This window comes from Microbacterium sp. SGAir0570 (assembly GCF_005491085.2).
Taxonomy (GTDB): Bacteria; Actinomycetota; Actinomycetes; order Actinomycetales; family Microbacteriaceae; genus Microbacterium; species Microbacterium arborescens.
This window is the reverse complement of sequence record NZ_CP027929.1, coordinates 121,117-137,769: the sequence shown is the minus strand read 5'-3', so window position 1 is coordinate 137,769 and position 16,653 is coordinate 121,117. Positions and strand designations below refer to the sequence as shown.

The following is a 16,653-nucleotide window of genomic DNA, read 5'->3' as shown; positions in this document are numbered from 1 at the left end:
GCCGCTCGCTACGATCTGGTCGTGCCCATCGACATCCGACCGCCGAGGCCTGACGAGCTGAGCCTTCTCGAAGACATCGAGAACGACGCCGACGCACTGCTCCGCGATCGGCTCGACCCGCCGACCTGGTGGCCGGCGCCGACCGGCGCGTCGCGTGCCGACGAGGCCGGCTTCCTGCTGGTCGCCGATGTCGGCGCCGGCGTGATCGCCGGTTTCGTCCATGTGCTCGAGGTCGACCGCCACGCTCACCTCGAACAGCTGTCGGTGTCGCCCGAGCACGCTCGCCGCGGGTACGGCCGCATGCTCGTCGAGGCGGCGATGGCCTACGCCGGCGACCGCGGCCACGATCGGATGTCGCTCCGCACCTTCGCCGACGTGCCCTGGAACGCCCCGTTCTACGCGCGCCTCGGCTTCGCGGTGACCGAACCGCGTTCGGAGTTCGAGCTCATGCTCGTCGAGACCGAGGAGCGCATGGGACTCGACGCCCTCGGCCCGCGCGTGCAGATGACCGCGGATCTGCGGTCGTAGCGAGCCGCGCCACGACCGGCGGATTTCGACCACCAACCCTGTAGATTAAATATAAGAATTCCAGCCGGAGGAGGATCGGGATGCTGTACAAGCGGGTGTACGAATCGTTGCGTCTGGCGATCACCAACGGCACCTACCCGGTCGGCGAGCGCCTGCCCTCCGAGGCCGAGCTGTCCAAGCAGTTCGACGTGAGCGCCATCACTGTCAAGCGGGCACTCGAGCTGCTGCGCAGCGAGGGGATGATCATGCGTCGTCCGCGCATCGGCACGGTGGTGACGAGCGCGACCGCGACGACCGTCCCGGCCGCGGGGTCGGAGGTCTCGACCCGCCTGCTGGGCTGCGTCCTCACGAGCTTCGACGACACGTTCGGCAACAAGATCATCGAGGGGATCCTCGCCGCGGCGGGCGCCGACACCCACGTCATCTTCAAACGGTCAGGCGGCGACCTGGCCGAGGAGGACGCGTGCATCCGATCCCTCGTCGACGCCGGCGTCGAGGGGCTCGTGCTGCTCCCGAGCTCGTCGGAGTACATCCCGCCCGCCGCCCTCGAGCTCGTCGCGCGCCGGTTCCCGCTCGTCATCCTCGACCGCCTCTTCGACGGCATCCCCGTCTCGGCCGTCTGCTCCGACAACCTCGGCGGAGGACGCGCGGCGACCGAGCACCTGCTCGAGCTCGGGCACCGCACCGTCGGGTTCGTGGGACCGTCGAGCCACGTGTCATCGAGCGACGACCGTCGCAACGGGTACATCCATGCCCACGCCATGAACCACCTGCCCCTGGAGAACCGTGCGGAGCTGCAGACGCTCGAGTCGACGGTGCCCGGCAGCACCGACACCGTCGAGGACGACATCGAGCGGCTCATCGCGTTCGTCGGCGAGCATCCCGACATCACCGGCTACGTCGCGGCCGAGTACAACATCGCGCTCATGCTGCGCGAGGCTTGCTCGCGGCTCGGGCTCAGCATCCCGCGCGACGTGTCGGTCGTCTGCTTCGACCATCCCGACGCGTTCTTCGACACGGGCCTGTTCCGCTTCACCCACATCCGGCAGGCGCAGACCGAGCTCGGCGGCCGTGGCATCGCGTCGTTGCAGCAGCAGATCGCCCACCCGCTCACGGTCGACAAGGTCGTGCTGCCCACCGAGCTCATGCCGGGCGCGTCGACGGCGCCACCTCGCAGCTGAGGAGGCGCCGTCGTGCGCGGAGCAGAACGAGGCGGCGCGGCCTAGGCGCCGACGACCGTACCGGCTGCCGCGGCGGAACCCGCGCCCACCGTCTCACCCGCGGACTCGGCGCTCTCCCGTCGCGCGCGCTGCTCGATCGCGAAGATCGCGCTGACAGCGGTGGAGTACGGGATCCACTCCCCCGCCGGCTCCGACCAGTCGTTGCCGGGACGCAGCAGACCGTCGACGACGCCGGTTCGCCAGAGCTCGTCGGTGCTCGCCCGCAGGAACGCCTCGAGCAGCGCCAGCTCGTCGGCGAAGCCCGGCTCATCGGCGAGGACCGCGAGCACCTCGCCCAGGTAGCGGTAGTAGACGCCCTTGAACAGGCCCTCGTCGCCGCCGTCGCCCTCGTCGCGGAACACCGAACCGTCGCTCAGCTCTCGGACGGCGGTGACGGCCGTCTGCACGGCACGCTCGAGGAACGCGCGGTCGCCCGTCAGCCGGAACAGCTCGACCGCCGCTCCCGCGTAGAGCCCCTGATTGTAGGTGAAGCGCCACTGCGTGTCGACGGCGCCGTCATCGTTGCGGTTGACACCGTCCTCGACGAACCCGTCGGGTCCGACGAGGTTCGCCGTCAGCCAGTCGAACGCCCGATGGGCGTAGTCGAGGTGGTCACCGGACGCGTCGAGCGCGCTCAGCCGCGCGCCGAGGATCACGAGCGGCCCGTTGGCGGGCGTGTTCTTGTAGGCCAGCTGCTGCTTCCGCCACGCGAGGCTCCACCCGAGGGTCTCGTTCCAGCCGTGCTCGACGACGTGGTCCCAGATCGCGCGGGCGTCGTCGAGGTGACGCTGATCGCCGGTCGCGGCGTGGAGCCGCTCGAGTGCGAGCGCGAACCAGAGCATGTCGTCGAAGTAGTCGTTGAACAGCGAGCCGCCGTTGCGTTCGACGATGTTGTCGCGGGCGGCGACGGCCGCTTCGAGCCAGCGGGCCTCCCCCGTCCGCAGCCACGCGTCGATGCGGGCGTCGATGACGTGCGCCAGCCACCAGTAGTTGAACACCGCGGTGTCGCCGCGGTCGTGCGGGTGGCTGTTCGCGAGGAACTGGATGCCGGGGACGCCGAAGAAGTGGTCGAGGCTCTCCTGGGCGACATCCGCTCGGGACGACCAGACGATCGCTGCGGGACGGGTCATGCGTGCTCTTCTCTCTGGATGGGGAGGTCGGCGGCCTCGCGGGCCGAGACGAGGGTCGGTCGCGTCATCGGTTCTTCGCGAGGATCTGATCGCCCTGCTCCTGCGCGTCCTTGAGCGCCTGCTCGGCGGAGATCTCGCCGGACATGAACCGCTCGAGAGCGGGCACCAGCGCCTTGCCCTCGACGTCCGAGAAGCCCTGTACGTTCGGCCGGGCCCCGGCGTAGTTCATGGTCTCGATGAAGGCCGCGTAGTGCTCGTCGTCGGTGAAGTAGGGGTCGTTCGCGGCCTCGATGTTCGCGGGGATCCAGCCGGAGATCTCGCCGAAAGCGACGCCGTTCTCCGCCTCGGTCGTCCACCACTTCATGAACTCCCAGGCACCCTCCGCGTTCTTGGCGCCCTCGGGGATGACGAGCCCGAAGCCGCCCATGTACGCGCCGGAGTCGCCGTCGGGACCGGCGGGCGGCTGCGCGACGCCGTAGGTCAGGCCGTCGACCTTGTCGAGCGTCGAGAGCGCCCAGGGGCCGTCGAGCTTCATCGCGGTGCGCCCTTCGGCGAACGCGTCGCCCGTGTCGCCGAAGCCCTGCGAGTACACGCCGTCATCAAGCAGGCTCTGCCAGAACTCGAGCACCTCGAGGCCCTCCGGGCTGTTGAAGGCGGTCTTCGTCTCGTCGTCGTTGAGCAGCTCACCCCCCGCCTGCGCGAGGTACATGCTGAACAGGCCGGGGTCGCTCAGGTCGAAGCCCGACTGCACGAGCTTGCTGCCGTCGCGCTTGGTCAGCGCCTGGGCGGCCGCCTGGAGCTCGTCCCAGTTCGTCGGCGCCGCGACGCCGGCTTCGTCGAGCAGCGCCCGGTTGTAGACGAGCGAACGGTTGTCGACGAGCAGGGGAAGGCCGTAGAGCTTGTCGTCGACCTCCATCTCGCCGAGAGCCGGCTCGTAGAAGACGCTGGTGTCGACGGAATCCTCGGCGATGAAGTCGTCGATCGGAGCGAGCGCTCCCTTCGGGGCGTAGAGCGAGGTCTGATAGCGGTCCCACAGCACGATGTCCGGCACCTGGCCCCCGGCGAGGGCCGTGAGGAGCTTCTCCTCGACGAGCTCCTGCGGCACGTAACTGACCTCGTAGTCGTCCTGCGCCTCGTTGAAGCGGGCGGCCTGAGCCTCGAGCTGGGCGACCTGATCGCCCGACCACGAGCCCCACATGACGACGGGCTCGGGTCCGTCGCCGCCGTTGCCGGCATCGGAGCCGCCGCAGCCGGCGAGGGTGACGGTCAGGGTCGCGACGCCCAGCAGGGCGAGCGAGCGCACGGTGTTCTTCATCGGAATCTCCTGTGATCGGATGGTGTGGTTGCGGGTGGGAGTGTCGTCTACTTGGTGCCGACGTGCGCGACGCCCTCGATGATGTATCGCTGGGCGAAGAGGAACACGAGCAGCACGGGGAGGCTCGCGACCACGGTCCCGGCCATGAGCGGGCCGAATGCCGTCTCGTAGTTGTTGACGAACGACGCGAGCCCGACCTGGACCGTCATCATGTCCTGGCTGTTCAGGACGATGAGCGGCCACAGGAAGTTGTTCCATCCGGCCTGGAAGCTGATGATGCCGAGCACGGCGAGCCCGGCCTTCGCGAGCGGGAAGTAGATGAGCGCGAAGATGCGGAACTCGCCGGCGCCGTCGATGCGCGCCGCCTCGCCGAGCTCGTCGGGCAGAGTCTCGAAGAACTGCTTCATGAAGAAGACCGCGAATGCACCGGCGGCGCCCGGGATGATGACGGCCCAGTAGGTGTTGATCAGGCCGAGGCCGCCCTGCCCCAGAATGTCGTTGCCGCCCGCGAACGGGATCGACCGCAGGATCAGGAACGACGGGATCATCGTGATGATGCCGGGGATCATGAGCGACGACAGGAAGACCGCGAACACCGCCGTGCGGCCGCGGAACCGCAGCTTGGCGAGGGCGTAGCCGCCCAGCGCGCCGAAGAAGATGTTCGTCGCCGCGCCGCCGATGCCGAGCACGAGCGAGTTCACGAAGTACCGCCCGAACGGCACCTCGTCGAACACCCGGACGTAGTTCTCGATCGTGGGGTTGTCGGGGATGAGCGACAGGGCGCCGGAGAGGATCTCGGTGGCCGGCTTGATCGACGTCGAGATCGTCCAGACGAGCGGCGCGACCGTGACGATGCTGACGAGGATCACTCCGACGTACCAGGCGATCGTTCCCGCGCGCTGCCGCGGCGTCCGCGGACGGGCGGTCGGAGCCGCCGCGACCGGCGTCCGGGCCGCGAGGGCGGTCTGGACGGCGCTGCCGCCGTCCACGGAGCCGTTGAGCGTGTTCGTCATCGGACGCCTCCGCGATTCGTGAGTCGTGCGTTCACGAGCGAGAACACGAGGATGATGAGGAAGAGGATGAACGACAGCGCCGAGGCATAGCCCATCTCGAGGGCCCCGAACCCCTTGTTGTAGATGTAGTAGACCATCGTCACGGTGGAGTTGCCCGGCCCGCCCTTGGTGAGGACATAGGCCTGGTCGAAGACCTGGAACGCGCCGATGATCAGCAGCGTCGATACGAGGAACGTCGTGCGCGTGAGAGACGGCAGAGTGACGTACCGGAACTGCTGCCAGGCGTTCGCGCCGTCGAGACGAGCGGCCTCGTAGAGCTCGCCGGGAACGCCCTGCAGTCCGCCGAGGAAGATGATCATGTTGGCGCCGAAGCCGGCCCAGACGCTCATCATGACGATCGCGATCATCGCCCACTGCGATTCGTACAGCCACGCGGGGCCGTCGATGCCGAACCAGCTCAGCACGACGTTGAGCAGGCCGTTCTGCGGGTTCAGCATCCAGAACCAGATCGTCGCCGTCGCCACCGTCGAAGCCACGACGGGGATGTAGAAGAGCGTGCGGAAGATACGGACGGCCCGTTGCCGACGATTGAGGAGCAGCGCCGTGCCGAGCGCGACGACGAGTCCGGCCGGGACGTAGAGCACCGTGTAGTAGGCGGTGTTGCGCAGCGCGATCCAGAAGAACGGGTCGACGGCGATCTCGGCGTAGTTCTGCAGCCCGAGCCAGTCGAAGTCTCCGACGATGGCGTAGTCCGTCAGGCTCAGCACGAGCGCGATCGCGATCGGTAGCGCCATGAAGACGAGGAACAGCACGCCCGGCACCAGCAGGAACAGCCAGGCACTCCGGGTCATCTGCCGGGCCGAGGGGTTCCCCGGCCGATGCGTCCGCTGCGCACGCGGCGTCTGCTCGGTCGAGCCCGGACGCACCACGGTCGACGCGCTCATGACGGCCGCGCCTCGGTGACCGCGTCGCGGACGAGCACGCGGAGGCCCGCGAGGTCGAGCACGAACTCGCAGAACATGGCGTTCGCCCACGAGAACCATTCGCGCGTGAACGTCTCGGGGTCGGTCGCGAGGAACGACTCGTGCATGAGCCCGGTGCCGGCGTCGGTGTCGAGGAGCAGACGCAGGATGCGGCGCCGCTCGTCCTCGTCCGAGGTCGTGAGACCCTCGATGCACAGGCCGATGGGCCAGATGTGACCGGCAGGGGTGTGAGGGCTGCCGAGGCCGCGCACGTCGCCGCCGTCCGGCAGAACGCCACGGACGAAGGTCGGGTTCGCGTCGCTGAGGATGAAGCGTCGGGTCGCGAGGTACCGGTCGTCGTCCGTTCCGCACCACCCGATGAGCGGCAGGGAGAGCAGACTCGGCACGTTGGCGTCGTCGAGGAGCAGGACACCGCCGCGACCGTCGACCTCGTAGGCGTACAGCTCGCCGTGATCGGAGTCGACGACGAGACCGTGCTCGGCGACCCCGCGCTCGATATCGTCCCTCAGGTCGCGCGCGGTGCGGGCGAGCTCGGGATCGCCGAGCACGGTCTCGGCGATGTCGGCGATGTGGCCGAGCTCGACGGCGGCGAACATGTTGCCGGGCACGTTGTAGCCGTATGCGCACGCGTCGTCGCTCGGGCGGAAGGCCGACCACGTCATGCCGGTCGGCGCGGTCTCGGGACCACGGCCGTCGCGAACGAGCGTGTCGCTCGGGGGGCAGTCGAAGCGCTGGAACCGGTAGGGCGAGGACGCCTCGTGATCCTGCTCGACGCGCCACAGCGCGATGATCCGACGTGCGGCCTCGGCGAAGTCGGGCCCGAGGTGATCCGTCCGACCGGTCACCGTCCACAGGTCATGGGCGAGCTGGATCGGGTAGCAGAGCGAGTCGACCTCGTACTTGCGCTCCCAGACCCACGGTGAGCCGTCGGTGAGGTCGTCCTGGTGGCCCTTGCCGTCGGGAGCGGCGTTGAAGGCGTTGGCGTAAGCGTCGATGAGGACGAAGGCGACCTGTCTCCGCGAGACGGCGGCGATCATGTCGGAGATCGCCTGATCCTCGGCGGCGAAATGCAGGTAGGGCGCGAGCTGCGCTGTGGAGTCGCGCAGCCACATGGCGGGGATGTCGCCGGTGAGCATGAAGAGCGTCCCGTCGGGCATCGCCGTGAGCGTCGTGCCGAGGGTGTTCTCGAAGCAGCGCTCGAAGATGTCGGCGACCTCGTCGTCGAGACGTTCCCGCACACGATCGGAGACGGAACGGATGAAGGCCGAATGCACGTGAGCCACGTTGCTCCTCGGGTGGTGTCGGACCCGCCCAGCGGTGGACGGTAGGCCCGAGTATAGGACGGATCTAGCAATCCGTCTATTAAAACGTATAAATATGTGCAACGCTGTGTCTCGCGTAGCCCAAGACGCTGAAGCCACTGAAAGGCGGCGTCGACCGGTCGGCAATCAATATGTTTTTTCACTGAGGAGAGAACGATGAAGAGATCCCTGCCCATCCTCGGGGCTACGCTGCTCGCGGCGGCCCTCCTGGTCCCGCAACCGGCGCACGCGCTGACCGCGGCCGAGCCCGAGACGGCCTTCGACGACTTCGTCGACGTCTTCTGGGACGACTCTGCGAACTACTTCTTCACGTACAGCGACCATCAGATCCACCCCGAACACGCGCACGGCCCCCAGGGCGGCCTCTACACGGACTACTGGTGGGAGGCGCAGCTGTGGGAGACGGTCATGGATGTCTACGAGCGCACCGGCAGCACCGACGCCCGCCAGATGATCGATGACATCTACGACGGCTTTCAGACGCAGTATCCCGACCTCCGCGACAACGACTGGAACGACGACATCGGATGGTGGGCCCGCGGCGCCATCCGCGCGTACGAGCTCACCGGCGACGTCGAGTACCGCGACGACGCGATCGAGATGTTCGATTTCATCGCCCAGTACGCCGACACGACCTACGGCGGCGGCATCTGGTGGAAGAACGTCGACATCGGCGACGGCGAGCGCAACGAGAAGAACGTCGCCACGAACGCGACGGCCGTCTACACGGCGATGCGCATCTATGCCGCGACGGGCGACGTCTCGTACCGCGACCAGGCGCGGAGCATCTTCTCCTGGCTCGACGCGAACTTCTACGTCAGCGGCAAGCTGCGCGACCACATCGAGGGCACCGGCCAGTTCGTCGACTGGGACTGGACCTACAACCAGGGCAACTACGCCGGCGCCGCCCTCGAGATGTATCTCGACTCGGGCGATCCCGCTGAGCTTTCGCGCGCGGTTGCGGCGGTCGACTGGGCCGTGGCGAACCTGACCTCATCGGGCACCTTCCTCTTCGAGGGCGTCGACGACACGGGCGGGTTCAAGGCCATCCTCACGCGCAACATCCGCGCGCTTATCGACGAGGCCGGGCAGACGCAGTATGAGCAGCTGCTCACCGACAACGCGACCCAGGCGGCCAACCACCTCAACTCCGCAGGCATCGGGGCATACGACTGGACCGCCCCGGCACCCGAGCTCGGCACGACCGCCATTCAGAGTCTCGCCGCAGCGGCCAGCGTTGCCGTCATGAGCCAGGCGACGCCCGACGGCTACACGGGGCCGGTCGAGGGAACGCGGGTCTACGAGGCCGAGAACACCGAGCGCTCGGGAGTGATCTCCGAGAGCGGGCAGTCGGGATACAGCGGGCGCGGATACATCGGCGGTTGGATCGGCGACGGCACCGGGGCGACCTTCCACGTCAACGTCGCGTCCGCCGGCACCTACGAGCTGCAGTTCCACTACGCCGCCGCGGCTGGTGTCGCCTCACGGGCTCTGACCGTCAACGGTGCGACGACCCCGCTGTCGTTCCCCGCGACGTCCGGCTGGGGTGACTGGCAGACGCGTACGGTGACCGTTTCGCTCGATGAGGGGTACAACCGCGTGGACCTGCGCGTCGACAGCGCGGCGGGCGGCGCGAACTATGTCAACCTCGATCGGATGACAGTCGCGGATTGACCAGCGGCCGGCGACTCGGGTCATCACGTCCCGGGTCGCCGGCATCGACGGCGGGACTGGACAACGAGGCGAAACGAGTCACTCACTCCACGCGCGAGACTGGACACATGGCAGGTTTCCATCACGTCGAGCTCTGGGTCAGCGACATCGAGAGCGCACGCTCCGACTGGGGCTGGCTGCTTCGGCGGGTCGGCTTCGACCTCGAGAGCACGTGGGCGCAGGGCGAGTCGTGGGCGGCGGGCGGGGCCTACCTGACGCTCACCACGTCACCGAACACGGTCGGCGCCGAGCACGACCGTCGGCGCCCGGGGCTGAACCACCTGGCGTTCCACGGCGGCTCCCCCGCCGAGGTCGATGCGATCATGGCCGACGCCCCGTCCGCGGGCTGGGTGCCGCTGTACCAGGAGCGCTACCCGCACGCCGGCGGCCCGCAGCACTACGCCGGCTGGCTCGAGAATGCGGCGGGCTTCAAGGTCGAGGTCGTCGCGGCGGGGACCAGCTTCGTCGCGGAGATGAACCAGCACGCAGGCATCTCCTCGTCGCTGTGACCACGTCAGCCTGATCGGGACTGTCCGGCGAGCACTGCCCGAGGGATGCCGCCGTGTCAAGCCACTGGGGAAGCGGTTCTCCCGGCTCCTAGCTTCGGCCTCACAGGACGGCATCCACCAGGTCCTGCGGGTATGACGGCATCCGGAGGACGACATAAGCATCACCGCTCGCGCGCGACCGACGGCGGTCCGCGCCACACGGCCGAGCCGCATCCGGCAGAAGTACAACAAGCGCGAGGCGCTGGCGGGCTACCTCTTCCTGACGCCGTGGATCATCGGCTTCCTGGTCTTCACCGTCGGGGCGATGGTCTACAGCCTGTACATCTCGTTCAGCAGCTACAACCTCGCGACGAACTCCTCGCGGCCCATCGGCTTCGACAACTACGCCCGGCTCTTCGACGACCCCCGCGTGGCGGTGTCGCTGGGCAACACGCTGTTCTACGCAGTCATGGCCGTGCCGCTCGAGATCATGTTCGCCCTCGTGCTGGCGCTGCTGCTGAACCGGATGGGTCGCGGCGCGGGGATCTTCCGCACGCTCTACTATCTGCCGAAGATGACCCCGGCGGTCGCGACGGCGGCGGTGTTCTTCCTTCTGCTCAACGGCAACTCCGGCGCGATCAACCAGGGGCTCGCGGCCATCGGCATCCAGGGTCCGCAGTGGCTCGTCGACCCGGCCTGGGTGAAGCCCAGCATTGTCATCATGGCGCTGTGGACCGTCAGCGGCACGATGGTCATCTTCCTCGCCGCGCTGAAGAACGTTCCCGTCGAGCTGTACGAGGTGGCATCCCTCGACGGCGCCGGGCCGGTGCGGAAGTTCTTCTCGATCACGCTGCCGATGATCTCGGGCGCGATGTTCTTCAACGTCATCGTGCTGTCGATCGCAGCCTTCCAGGTCTTCGACCAGGCCTATCTGCTGTTCTGGCGGGATCAGAGCAACGCATCACCCGAGGCGTCGCTGTTCTATGCGATCTATCTCTTCCAGCAGGCGTTCCGGCAGTTCAACTTCGGGTTCGCCGCCGCGATGGCCTGGCTGCTGTTCGTCATCATCATGGCCGTCACGGTCATCCAGGTGAAGTTCGGCAACCGCTTCGTCTACTACGAGGGCGACCGCTGATGGCGACGAGGTTCCGCACCCCGAAGACCGTCGCCGGCCGCGTCACGCTCGCCGCGATCTCGACGGGCTTCGCCCTGCTGTTCCTGTACCCGTTCGCCTGGCTGCTCGCGGCGAGCTTCAAGCCCCGCGGCGAGGTGTTCGACAACCGCCTCATCCCGCAGACCTTCGTGCCCGAGAACTACGCCGAGGTGTGGAACCAGCTCCCGCTGCTCAGCTGGATGTTCAACAGCGTCGCGATCGCGCTGCTGGCGGCGACGGCGGTGTCGATCTCGAGCTCGATCGTCGCGTTCGGGTTCGCCTACTTCTCGTTCCCCGGTCGCAAGCTCCTGTTCGGACTGGTGCTCGCGACGATGATGCTGCCCGGCGCCGTGACGATGATCCCCGTCTACCTGATCTGGAAGGAGACCGGCCTGCTCGGAACGTGGGTCCCGCTGTGGGGCGCCAACCTCTTCGGGTCGGCGTTCTACATCTTCCTGCAGCGCCAGTTCTTCCTCGGCCTGCCGCGCGAGCTCTTCGAGGCGGCGCGCATCGACGGCGCGAGCTACTGGGGACTCTTCTGGCGTATCGCGATGCCGCTGTCGGTGCCCTCGTTCGTGATCGTGTTCCTGTTCGAGTTCCAGGCGAGCTGGAACAACCTGCAGTCCGCGCTCATCTACCTCAACGCCGGGTCGGTCGACGAGTTCACCGCACCTCTCGGCATCGCCTACGCGATGACCAAGTACAGCCCGACGGCCGGCGGCCAGGGCGACTACCAGTACGTGATGGTGGCATCGCTCATCGTCACGCTGCCCATGCTCATCCTCTTCGCCTTCGGACAGCGCTACTTCATCGAAGGCGTCGCGACCCAGGGCCGCAAGGGATGACCCGCGTGCTCGCGCGGAACCACGACAGGAGGAATCACATGCGCAATCGACTGATCGGAACGACCGCAGTGGCCGCGGCATCCGTCATCGTGCTGGCGGGATGCAGCAACGACGCCGGCACCGCGGAAGACGTCGACTTCTCGGCGACGCCCACCGGAACCCTCGCGGCGTGGGGCTTCGAGAACGCCGACGACGTCGGCACCGCGCGACTCGACTACGCGGCGGAGCAGCTGTCGGATGTCGACGTGCAACTGGATGCCACGGCCTTCGACTCGCAGAAGTTCACGACCCGCATCGCGAGCGGCGACGTGCCCGACGTCGTGCAGATGGACCGCCGCTACGTCACTCAGTACGCGGCACAGGGCCTCATCCTGCCGCTCGACAGCTGTTTCGACGCACAGGACGTCGACGCGGACGACCGGTGGTACGAGTCGGTCGTCGACGATGTGCGCTACGAGGATCAGGTGTGGGGAGCGCCGCAGTTCTACCAGCCGCCGGCCATCATCCTGAACAAGCGGGTGATGGATGCCGCGGGCGTGACGGCCGACGAGATCGACACCTCGCAGCCCGACGTCCTGCTGGCCGCCATCGAGAAGATGTATCAGGAGTCCGGCGGTGTTCCGACGCGCCTGGGCTTCGACCCCGTCTCGACCGGTCAGTCCGCGCTGTGGATCCTCGGGGCGGGCGGCCAGCTCACCGATGACGACGGCGTGCCGACCCTCGACGACCCGAGCAACCTCGCCGGCATGGAGCTGCTGCAGCGCATCAACGACGCGCAGGGCGGTTTCGCGCAGGTGAAGAGCTTCACCGACGCCTTCGACACGTTCGGCGACGCCAATCAGTACGTCACCGACCAGGTCGGTGCACAGGTCAACGCGCAGTGGTACCCGAACGTGCTCTCGCCCTACCTCGAGCAGATCGACATCGAGGCGGTGCCGTTCCGCGACAGCGACGGCGAACCGTTCTCGGTCTCCGGCGGCCAGGCCTTCGTCATCCCGGCCGGAGCGAAGAACCCCGCCGCGGCCTGCGCGTGGGTCTCGGCTCTGACCAGCGACGAGGCGTGGAACGCGGCGGGCGAAGCGCGCGCCGAGACGCGCGCCGCTGACGGCGGTGCCAACACCGGCCTGTTCACGGGATCGCCGCAGCCCGACCAGGCGATCCGCGAGAAGTGGGTCACTCCGTCGGGCGACGAGGGATTCGACCAGGTCGTCGCCACCTACTACGACGTGGTCGACTACGGCACGTCGTTCGGTTCCTCCCCCGCCGGACAGGACATCCAGAACGAGCTGAACAACGCCGTGACGGCGGCACTTCTCGGCGACAAGACCGCCGAGGAAGCGCTCGCGGACGCACAGGATGCCGCGATGCGGGCCTACGAGAACGCCACCGCGACCCGCTGAGGGCGGGGTACCCCGTCGCACCAGCCGATAATGGGCGGATGGAGCCGTGGGAGATGCACGCCTGGTACGCCGAGTACCTCGACGCCTGCAATCGTCATGACCTCGACGCCATCCGCTCGTTCATCGACCCGAACGTGCGGCGAGCCCACCTGCCCGGCGGAGCCGACGCGTGGATGGCCGACGCCGTCGAGGTGCTCGACGCCTTTCCCGACTGGCAGGTGCGCCGCATCCAGCTCGTCGTCGAGGATGACCGCATCGCGGCGCACGTGCGCGCGAGCGGCACGCACACCGGCCCGTTCCGCGGCATCCGGCCCACCCGCCGACACGTCAACGTGGCGGAGTTCGGGTTCCTGCGGGTGGCGGGCGGCCGCATCGTCGAGTTCGCCGGCACCACCGACCACGCCGCGCTGCTGGCCCAGCTGCGCGCCTGACCCGAGAGGAATCACATGACCGACATCGCCTGGTCCACCGGATCGTGGACCAACGAGCCCGCGGCGACCGCGCTCGACGGCCACGACCTGCTCGTCACGGCGCGCGAGGGAAGCGACGCGTGGCGCGTGACGTCGTACGGGTTCGTGCACGACGACGAGCACGCGCTGCTCGCGCCGATGGCACCCGACACCGCGGTCGAGGTGGCGTTCGTGCTCGACTTCTCGGCGCAGTTCGATCAGGCGGGTGTCTTCCTGCGCGTCGACGAAGAGACCTGGATCAAGGCCGGCATCGAGCACAGCGACGGCGCCGACAGCCTGGGCGCGGTGGTGACGCGCGGGATGTCGGACTGGTCGCTCTCCCCCGTCGCCGACTGGGCTGGACGCGTCGTCACGGTTCGCGCGAGCCGGTCGGGCGACGCCGTCACGATCCGCGCCCGCGTCGACGACGAGGACTGGCGGCTCGTCCGGGTGGCCCCCCTCGACCCGGACGCGGAGGTGGCAGCCGGGCCGTTCTGCTGCGCGCCCACGCGCGCCGGGCTCACGGTTCGCTTCGTGTCGTGGCGGAGCGTGCCGGCCGACGCGTCGCTGCATCCCGACCACTGATTCGCCGGCGCAGCAACCGATCGATCCCGACAGCGGCCCACGTCGCGACGAGCCCGCCGACGATCACGATGCCCTGCATCGCCAGCGCGTAGCCGCCGCTCGTGACGTTGGCCTCGACCAGTCGGGGGCCGACGATCGGCGGGACGAGCGCGACGATCACGACGACCCACGACAGCGGATGCCGGCCGCGCGCGACCACCCAGCCGCCCACCCCGGCCAGCAACGCGATGAAGCCCTGATTGAGCACGACCTCCCACAGAGGGTCGAGGTGGGCGAGATGACCGGCTCCGCGCAGCAGCCCGAACGTCGCCCAGAGGAACAGCGCGACGCACGCGAGGGTCACACCTCCCACGCGGCGCATGGGCGACGTCGGGAGCACGGCGAACGCGGCGACGAGGGTCGCCACGACGAGCACGAACTGGAGCGTGTCGACGTACGGCATGTCGTTCGTGATAGTGCCGGCGTACATCTGCGCCTGCACGATCGCGGAGAAGTCGGACGCGACGGCGAGATAGGTGCCGAACATCGCCGCGACGATCGCCGCACCGTATCGGGCTCCCCGATCGAAACGCAGGCCGTCCTCCATGGTGTGAGGGTAGCCTGATCGCCGAGCACCCAGGGAGGGAGGGGACCCGTGACCGACGCCGATCGCGACGAGACGGACGCCTCCTGGGCCAGCCGACGCCCGTCGCGCCGCGACTTCCTGCGCCGCGCGGGCCTCGGAGCCGCAGGCCTCGCGGTCGGAGGCTCGGCCGGCGCGGCCGTGACGGCAGCGATGACCGCGCATCCGCCCGAGTTCGCGCCCCTCGCGGCGCGGAGCGTCGCCGGGTTCGACCACGTCGTGGTGCTCATGTTCGAGAACCGCAGCTTCGACAACCTGCTCGGCCACCTCTACACGGCCGACGAGAAGAGCGCGGCCGACTTCGACGGCATCCTGCAGGGCGACTACGCCAACACCGCCCCCGACGGAACCGTCGTGCCCGCGCACGTCTACACGGGCGCGACCGACCACATCATGCAGCAGCCGCAGCCCGACCCCGGCGAGACCTACCCGCACGTCAACACGCAGCTGTTCGGGACGATCGACCCGCCCGCCAACGCCGACATCGCCCGCAACGGGCTGCAGCCGCCCTACAACGCTCCCGCCGCGGGGAGCGCGCCCCGCAACGACGGGTTCGTGCACGACTACATCGTCAACTACCGCCTCGCGAAGAAGCGCGAGCCGACCGCCGACGAGTACGCCACGGCGATGGGCGGCTTCTCGCCCGAGATGCTGCCGGTGATCTCGACCCTCGCCCGTGAGTTCGGCGTCTACGACCGCTGGTTCGCCGGCGTGCCGTCCCAGACCTTCTGCAACCGCAGCTTCTTCCACGCCTCGACCTCGCACGGCTACGTCGTCAACCACACCGGCGACAACTACGACAAGTGGATCAACGCACCCGCAGCACCCACGATCTTCAACCGCCTCGAAGACGCCGGCCTGTCGTGGCGCGTCTACTACGACGCGACGCAACTCGTCTCGCTCACCGGCATGCTCCACGCGCCCGTGCTCGAGCGGTACTGGAAGACGAACTTCCGCGTCATGGAGCAGTTCTACGTGGATGCCGCGAACGGCGAGCTGCCCGATTACGCGTTCATCGAGCCGCGCATGGTCTTCAATCACAACGACATGCATCCGCCGTGGGGCGCGACTCGCGAGGGCGAGCTCGAGCTGTCCGACGGCAGTCGCATCCGCATCACCAACAGCGCTGACAGCGACGTCCGCGCCGGCGACAAACTCGCGCAGGACGTGTACGACGCGATCCGCACGAGTGCGTCGACCTCCGGCTCGAACGCCATGAACACGGCGCTCGTCATCACCTTCGACGAGCACGGCGGCACCTTCGACCACGTCGCGCCGCCGGCCGCGCCGCCGCCGGATGCGAGCGGACCCGGCGAGATGGGCTTCACGTTCGACCGCCTCGGTCTGCGGGTGCCGGCGATCGTCGTGAGCGCGTACACCGCAGCCGGGACGGTCATCCACGACGAGATGCATCACGGGTCGGTGATCAACACGCTCTGCCGGCTGCACGGGCTGCGGCCGCTCAACGTCCGCGACGAGACCGCGAACCCGATCTTCAACGCCGTCAACCTCACGACGCCGCGCCAGCCCTACACCTGGCCGCAGCCGCAGTCGCTGTACGTGCCGCCCAATCCCGAGAAGGGCGCGACCAAGGCCCCCGACGAGAAGCACCACAAGCGTCCGCTCACCCCGCCCGCGCGCGGACTGCTCGGGCTCCTGACGTCGCGCTTCGACCCCGGCAGCACGCTGCCCGCGACCTACGGCGAGGCGTACGACGCCCTCGTCGAGCACGGCACCGGTCTCTTCGGCGCATACAACGCGCCCTCCTGAGCGTCGACTCGCCAGAAGGCGCGGATACCGGACCGCCCGCATCCGCATTTCCTGGCGACTCGACGGTTCGTCCCGCCAACTAGACTGATCGCGTCCGGCATCCCGAGTCCTGGAGTC

16 protein-coding genes are annotated in these 16,653 nt (G+C 68.4%); 10 read left to right on the top strand and 6 right to left on the bottom strand.

All coding sequences use genetic code 11. The annotated features are described in order from the left end of the window. Positions 1-21 precede the first annotated feature (21 nt). Together C1N74_RS00680 and C1N74_RS00675 are read left to right on the top strand one after the other, a co-directional pair. Positions 22-528 carry a GNAT family N-acetyltransferase gene (locus tag C1N74_RS00680; protein ID WP_137749751.1) on the top strand — a complete coding sequence of 169 codons (507 nt, stop codon included), beginning with the start codon at positions 22-24 and terminating at the stop codon, positions 526-528. An 80-nt stretch (positions 529-608) separates the two neighbouring features. Continuing rightward, the gene (locus tag C1N74_RS00675; protein ID WP_064955221.1) at positions 609-1,709 is read left to right on the top strand and encodes a GntR family transcriptional regulator; all 1,101 of its coding nucleotides are present in this window, start codon (positions 609-611) and stop codon (positions 1,707-1,709) included. 41 nt (positions 1,710-1,750) lie between these two features. Here the strand turns inward: C1N74_RS00675 and C1N74_RS00670 are convergent, their stop codons facing one another. The 5 genes from C1N74_RS00670 to C1N74_RS00650 form a co-directional block, all read right to left on the bottom strand. Further along, complete coding sequence (locus C1N74_RS00670; protein WP_137749750.1) at positions 1,751-2,878, bottom strand: glycoside hydrolase family 76 protein; 1,128 nt, start codon at positions 2,876-2,878, stop codon at positions 1,751-1,753. 64 nt (positions 2,879-2,942) lie between these two features. Continuing rightward, positions 2,943-4,193, bottom strand: coding sequence for an ABC transporter substrate-binding protein (locus C1N74_RS00665; RefSeq protein WP_064955223.1), 1,251 nt, complete (start codon positions 4,191-4,193; stop codon positions 2,943-2,945). A 47-nt stretch (positions 4,194-4,240) separates the two neighbouring features. After that, positions 4,241-5,206 (bottom strand): carbohydrate ABC transporter permease, encoded by a 966-nt coding sequence (locus C1N74_RS00660; RefSeq protein WP_023953236.1) that lies wholly within the window; start codon positions 5,204-5,206, stop codon positions 4,241-4,243. After that, entirely contained in the window at positions 5,203-6,150 is a 948-nt protein-coding gene (locus tag C1N74_RS00655) for a carbohydrate ABC transporter permease (RefSeq protein WP_219994750.1), read from the bottom strand. The genes C1N74_RS00660 and C1N74_RS00655 overlap by 4 nt, the downstream gene beginning before the upstream one ends. Then, the gene (locus C1N74_RS00650; RefSeq protein WP_023953238.1) at positions 6,147-7,472 is read right to left on the bottom strand and encodes a glycoside hydrolase family 125 protein; all 1,326 of its coding nucleotides are present in this window, start codon (positions 7,470-7,472) and stop codon (positions 6,147-6,149) included. The genes C1N74_RS00655 and C1N74_RS00650 overlap by 4 nt, the downstream gene beginning before the upstream one ends. A 195-nt stretch (positions 7,473-7,667) precedes the next feature. On the opposite strand from C1N74_RS00650, the gene C1N74_RS00645 reads away from it, so the two are divergent. From C1N74_RS00645 to C1N74_RS00615, 7 genes are all read left to right on the top strand, one after another. Further along, positions 7,668-9,185, top strand: a complete 1,518-nt coding sequence (locus tag C1N74_RS00645) for a glycoside hydrolase family 76 protein (RefSeq protein ID WP_137749749.1) — start codon at positions 7,668-7,670, stop codon at positions 9,183-9,185. A 107-nt stretch (positions 9,186-9,292) separates the two neighbouring features. Then, on the top strand, positions 9,293-9,733 hold the full coding sequence (locus tag C1N74_RS00640) for a VOC family protein (protein WP_137749748.1): 441 nt from the start codon (positions 9,293-9,295) through the stop codon (positions 9,731-9,733). A gap of 160 nt (positions 9,734-9,893) precedes the next feature. Further along, positions 9,894-10,847: a carbohydrate ABC transporter permease gene (locus tag C1N74_RS00635; protein WP_103841715.1), complete on the top strand. Its 954-nt coding sequence runs from the start codon at positions 9,894-9,896 to the stop codon at positions 10,845-10,847. Then, positions 10,847-11,710, top strand: coding sequence for a carbohydrate ABC transporter permease (locus tag C1N74_RS00630; protein WP_023953243.1), 864 nt, complete (start codon positions 10,847-10,849; stop codon positions 11,708-11,710). Before C1N74_RS00635 ends, C1N74_RS00630 begins: the two co-directional genes overlap by 1 nt. 38 nt (positions 11,711-11,748) lie before the next feature. Next, positions 11,749-13,110: an ABC transporter substrate-binding protein gene (locus C1N74_RS00625; protein WP_137749747.1), complete on the top strand. Its 1,362-nt coding sequence runs from the start codon at positions 11,749-11,751 to the stop codon at positions 13,108-13,110. Positions 13,111-13,148: 38 nt separating this feature from the next. After that, on the top strand, positions 13,149-13,541 hold the full coding sequence (locus C1N74_RS00620; protein WP_023953247.1) for an ester cyclase: 393 nt from the start codon (positions 13,149-13,151) through the stop codon (positions 13,539-13,541). 15 nt (positions 13,542-13,556) lie between these two features. After that, positions 13,557-14,144: a DUF1349 domain-containing protein gene (locus C1N74_RS00615; protein WP_137749746.1), complete on the top strand. Its 588-nt coding sequence runs from the start codon at positions 13,557-13,559 to the stop codon at positions 14,142-14,144. Here the strand turns inward: C1N74_RS00615 and C1N74_RS00610 are convergent. After that, entirely contained in the window at positions 14,080-14,730 is a 651-nt protein-coding gene (locus C1N74_RS00610) for a hypothetical protein (RefSeq protein WP_137749745.1), read from the bottom strand. The two genes, C1N74_RS00615 and C1N74_RS00610, sit on opposite strands and share 65 nt — an antisense overlap. Positions 14,731-14,778: 48 nt before the next feature. Between C1N74_RS00610 and C1N74_RS00605 the strand changes: the two genes are divergently transcribed. Then, positions 14,779-16,536 carry an alkaline phosphatase family protein gene (locus C1N74_RS00605; RefSeq protein ID WP_258317958.1) on the top strand — a complete coding sequence of 586 codons (1,758 nt, stop codon included), beginning with the start codon at positions 14,779-14,781 and terminating at the stop codon, positions 16,534-16,536. Positions 16,537-16,653 lie beyond the last annotated feature (117 nt).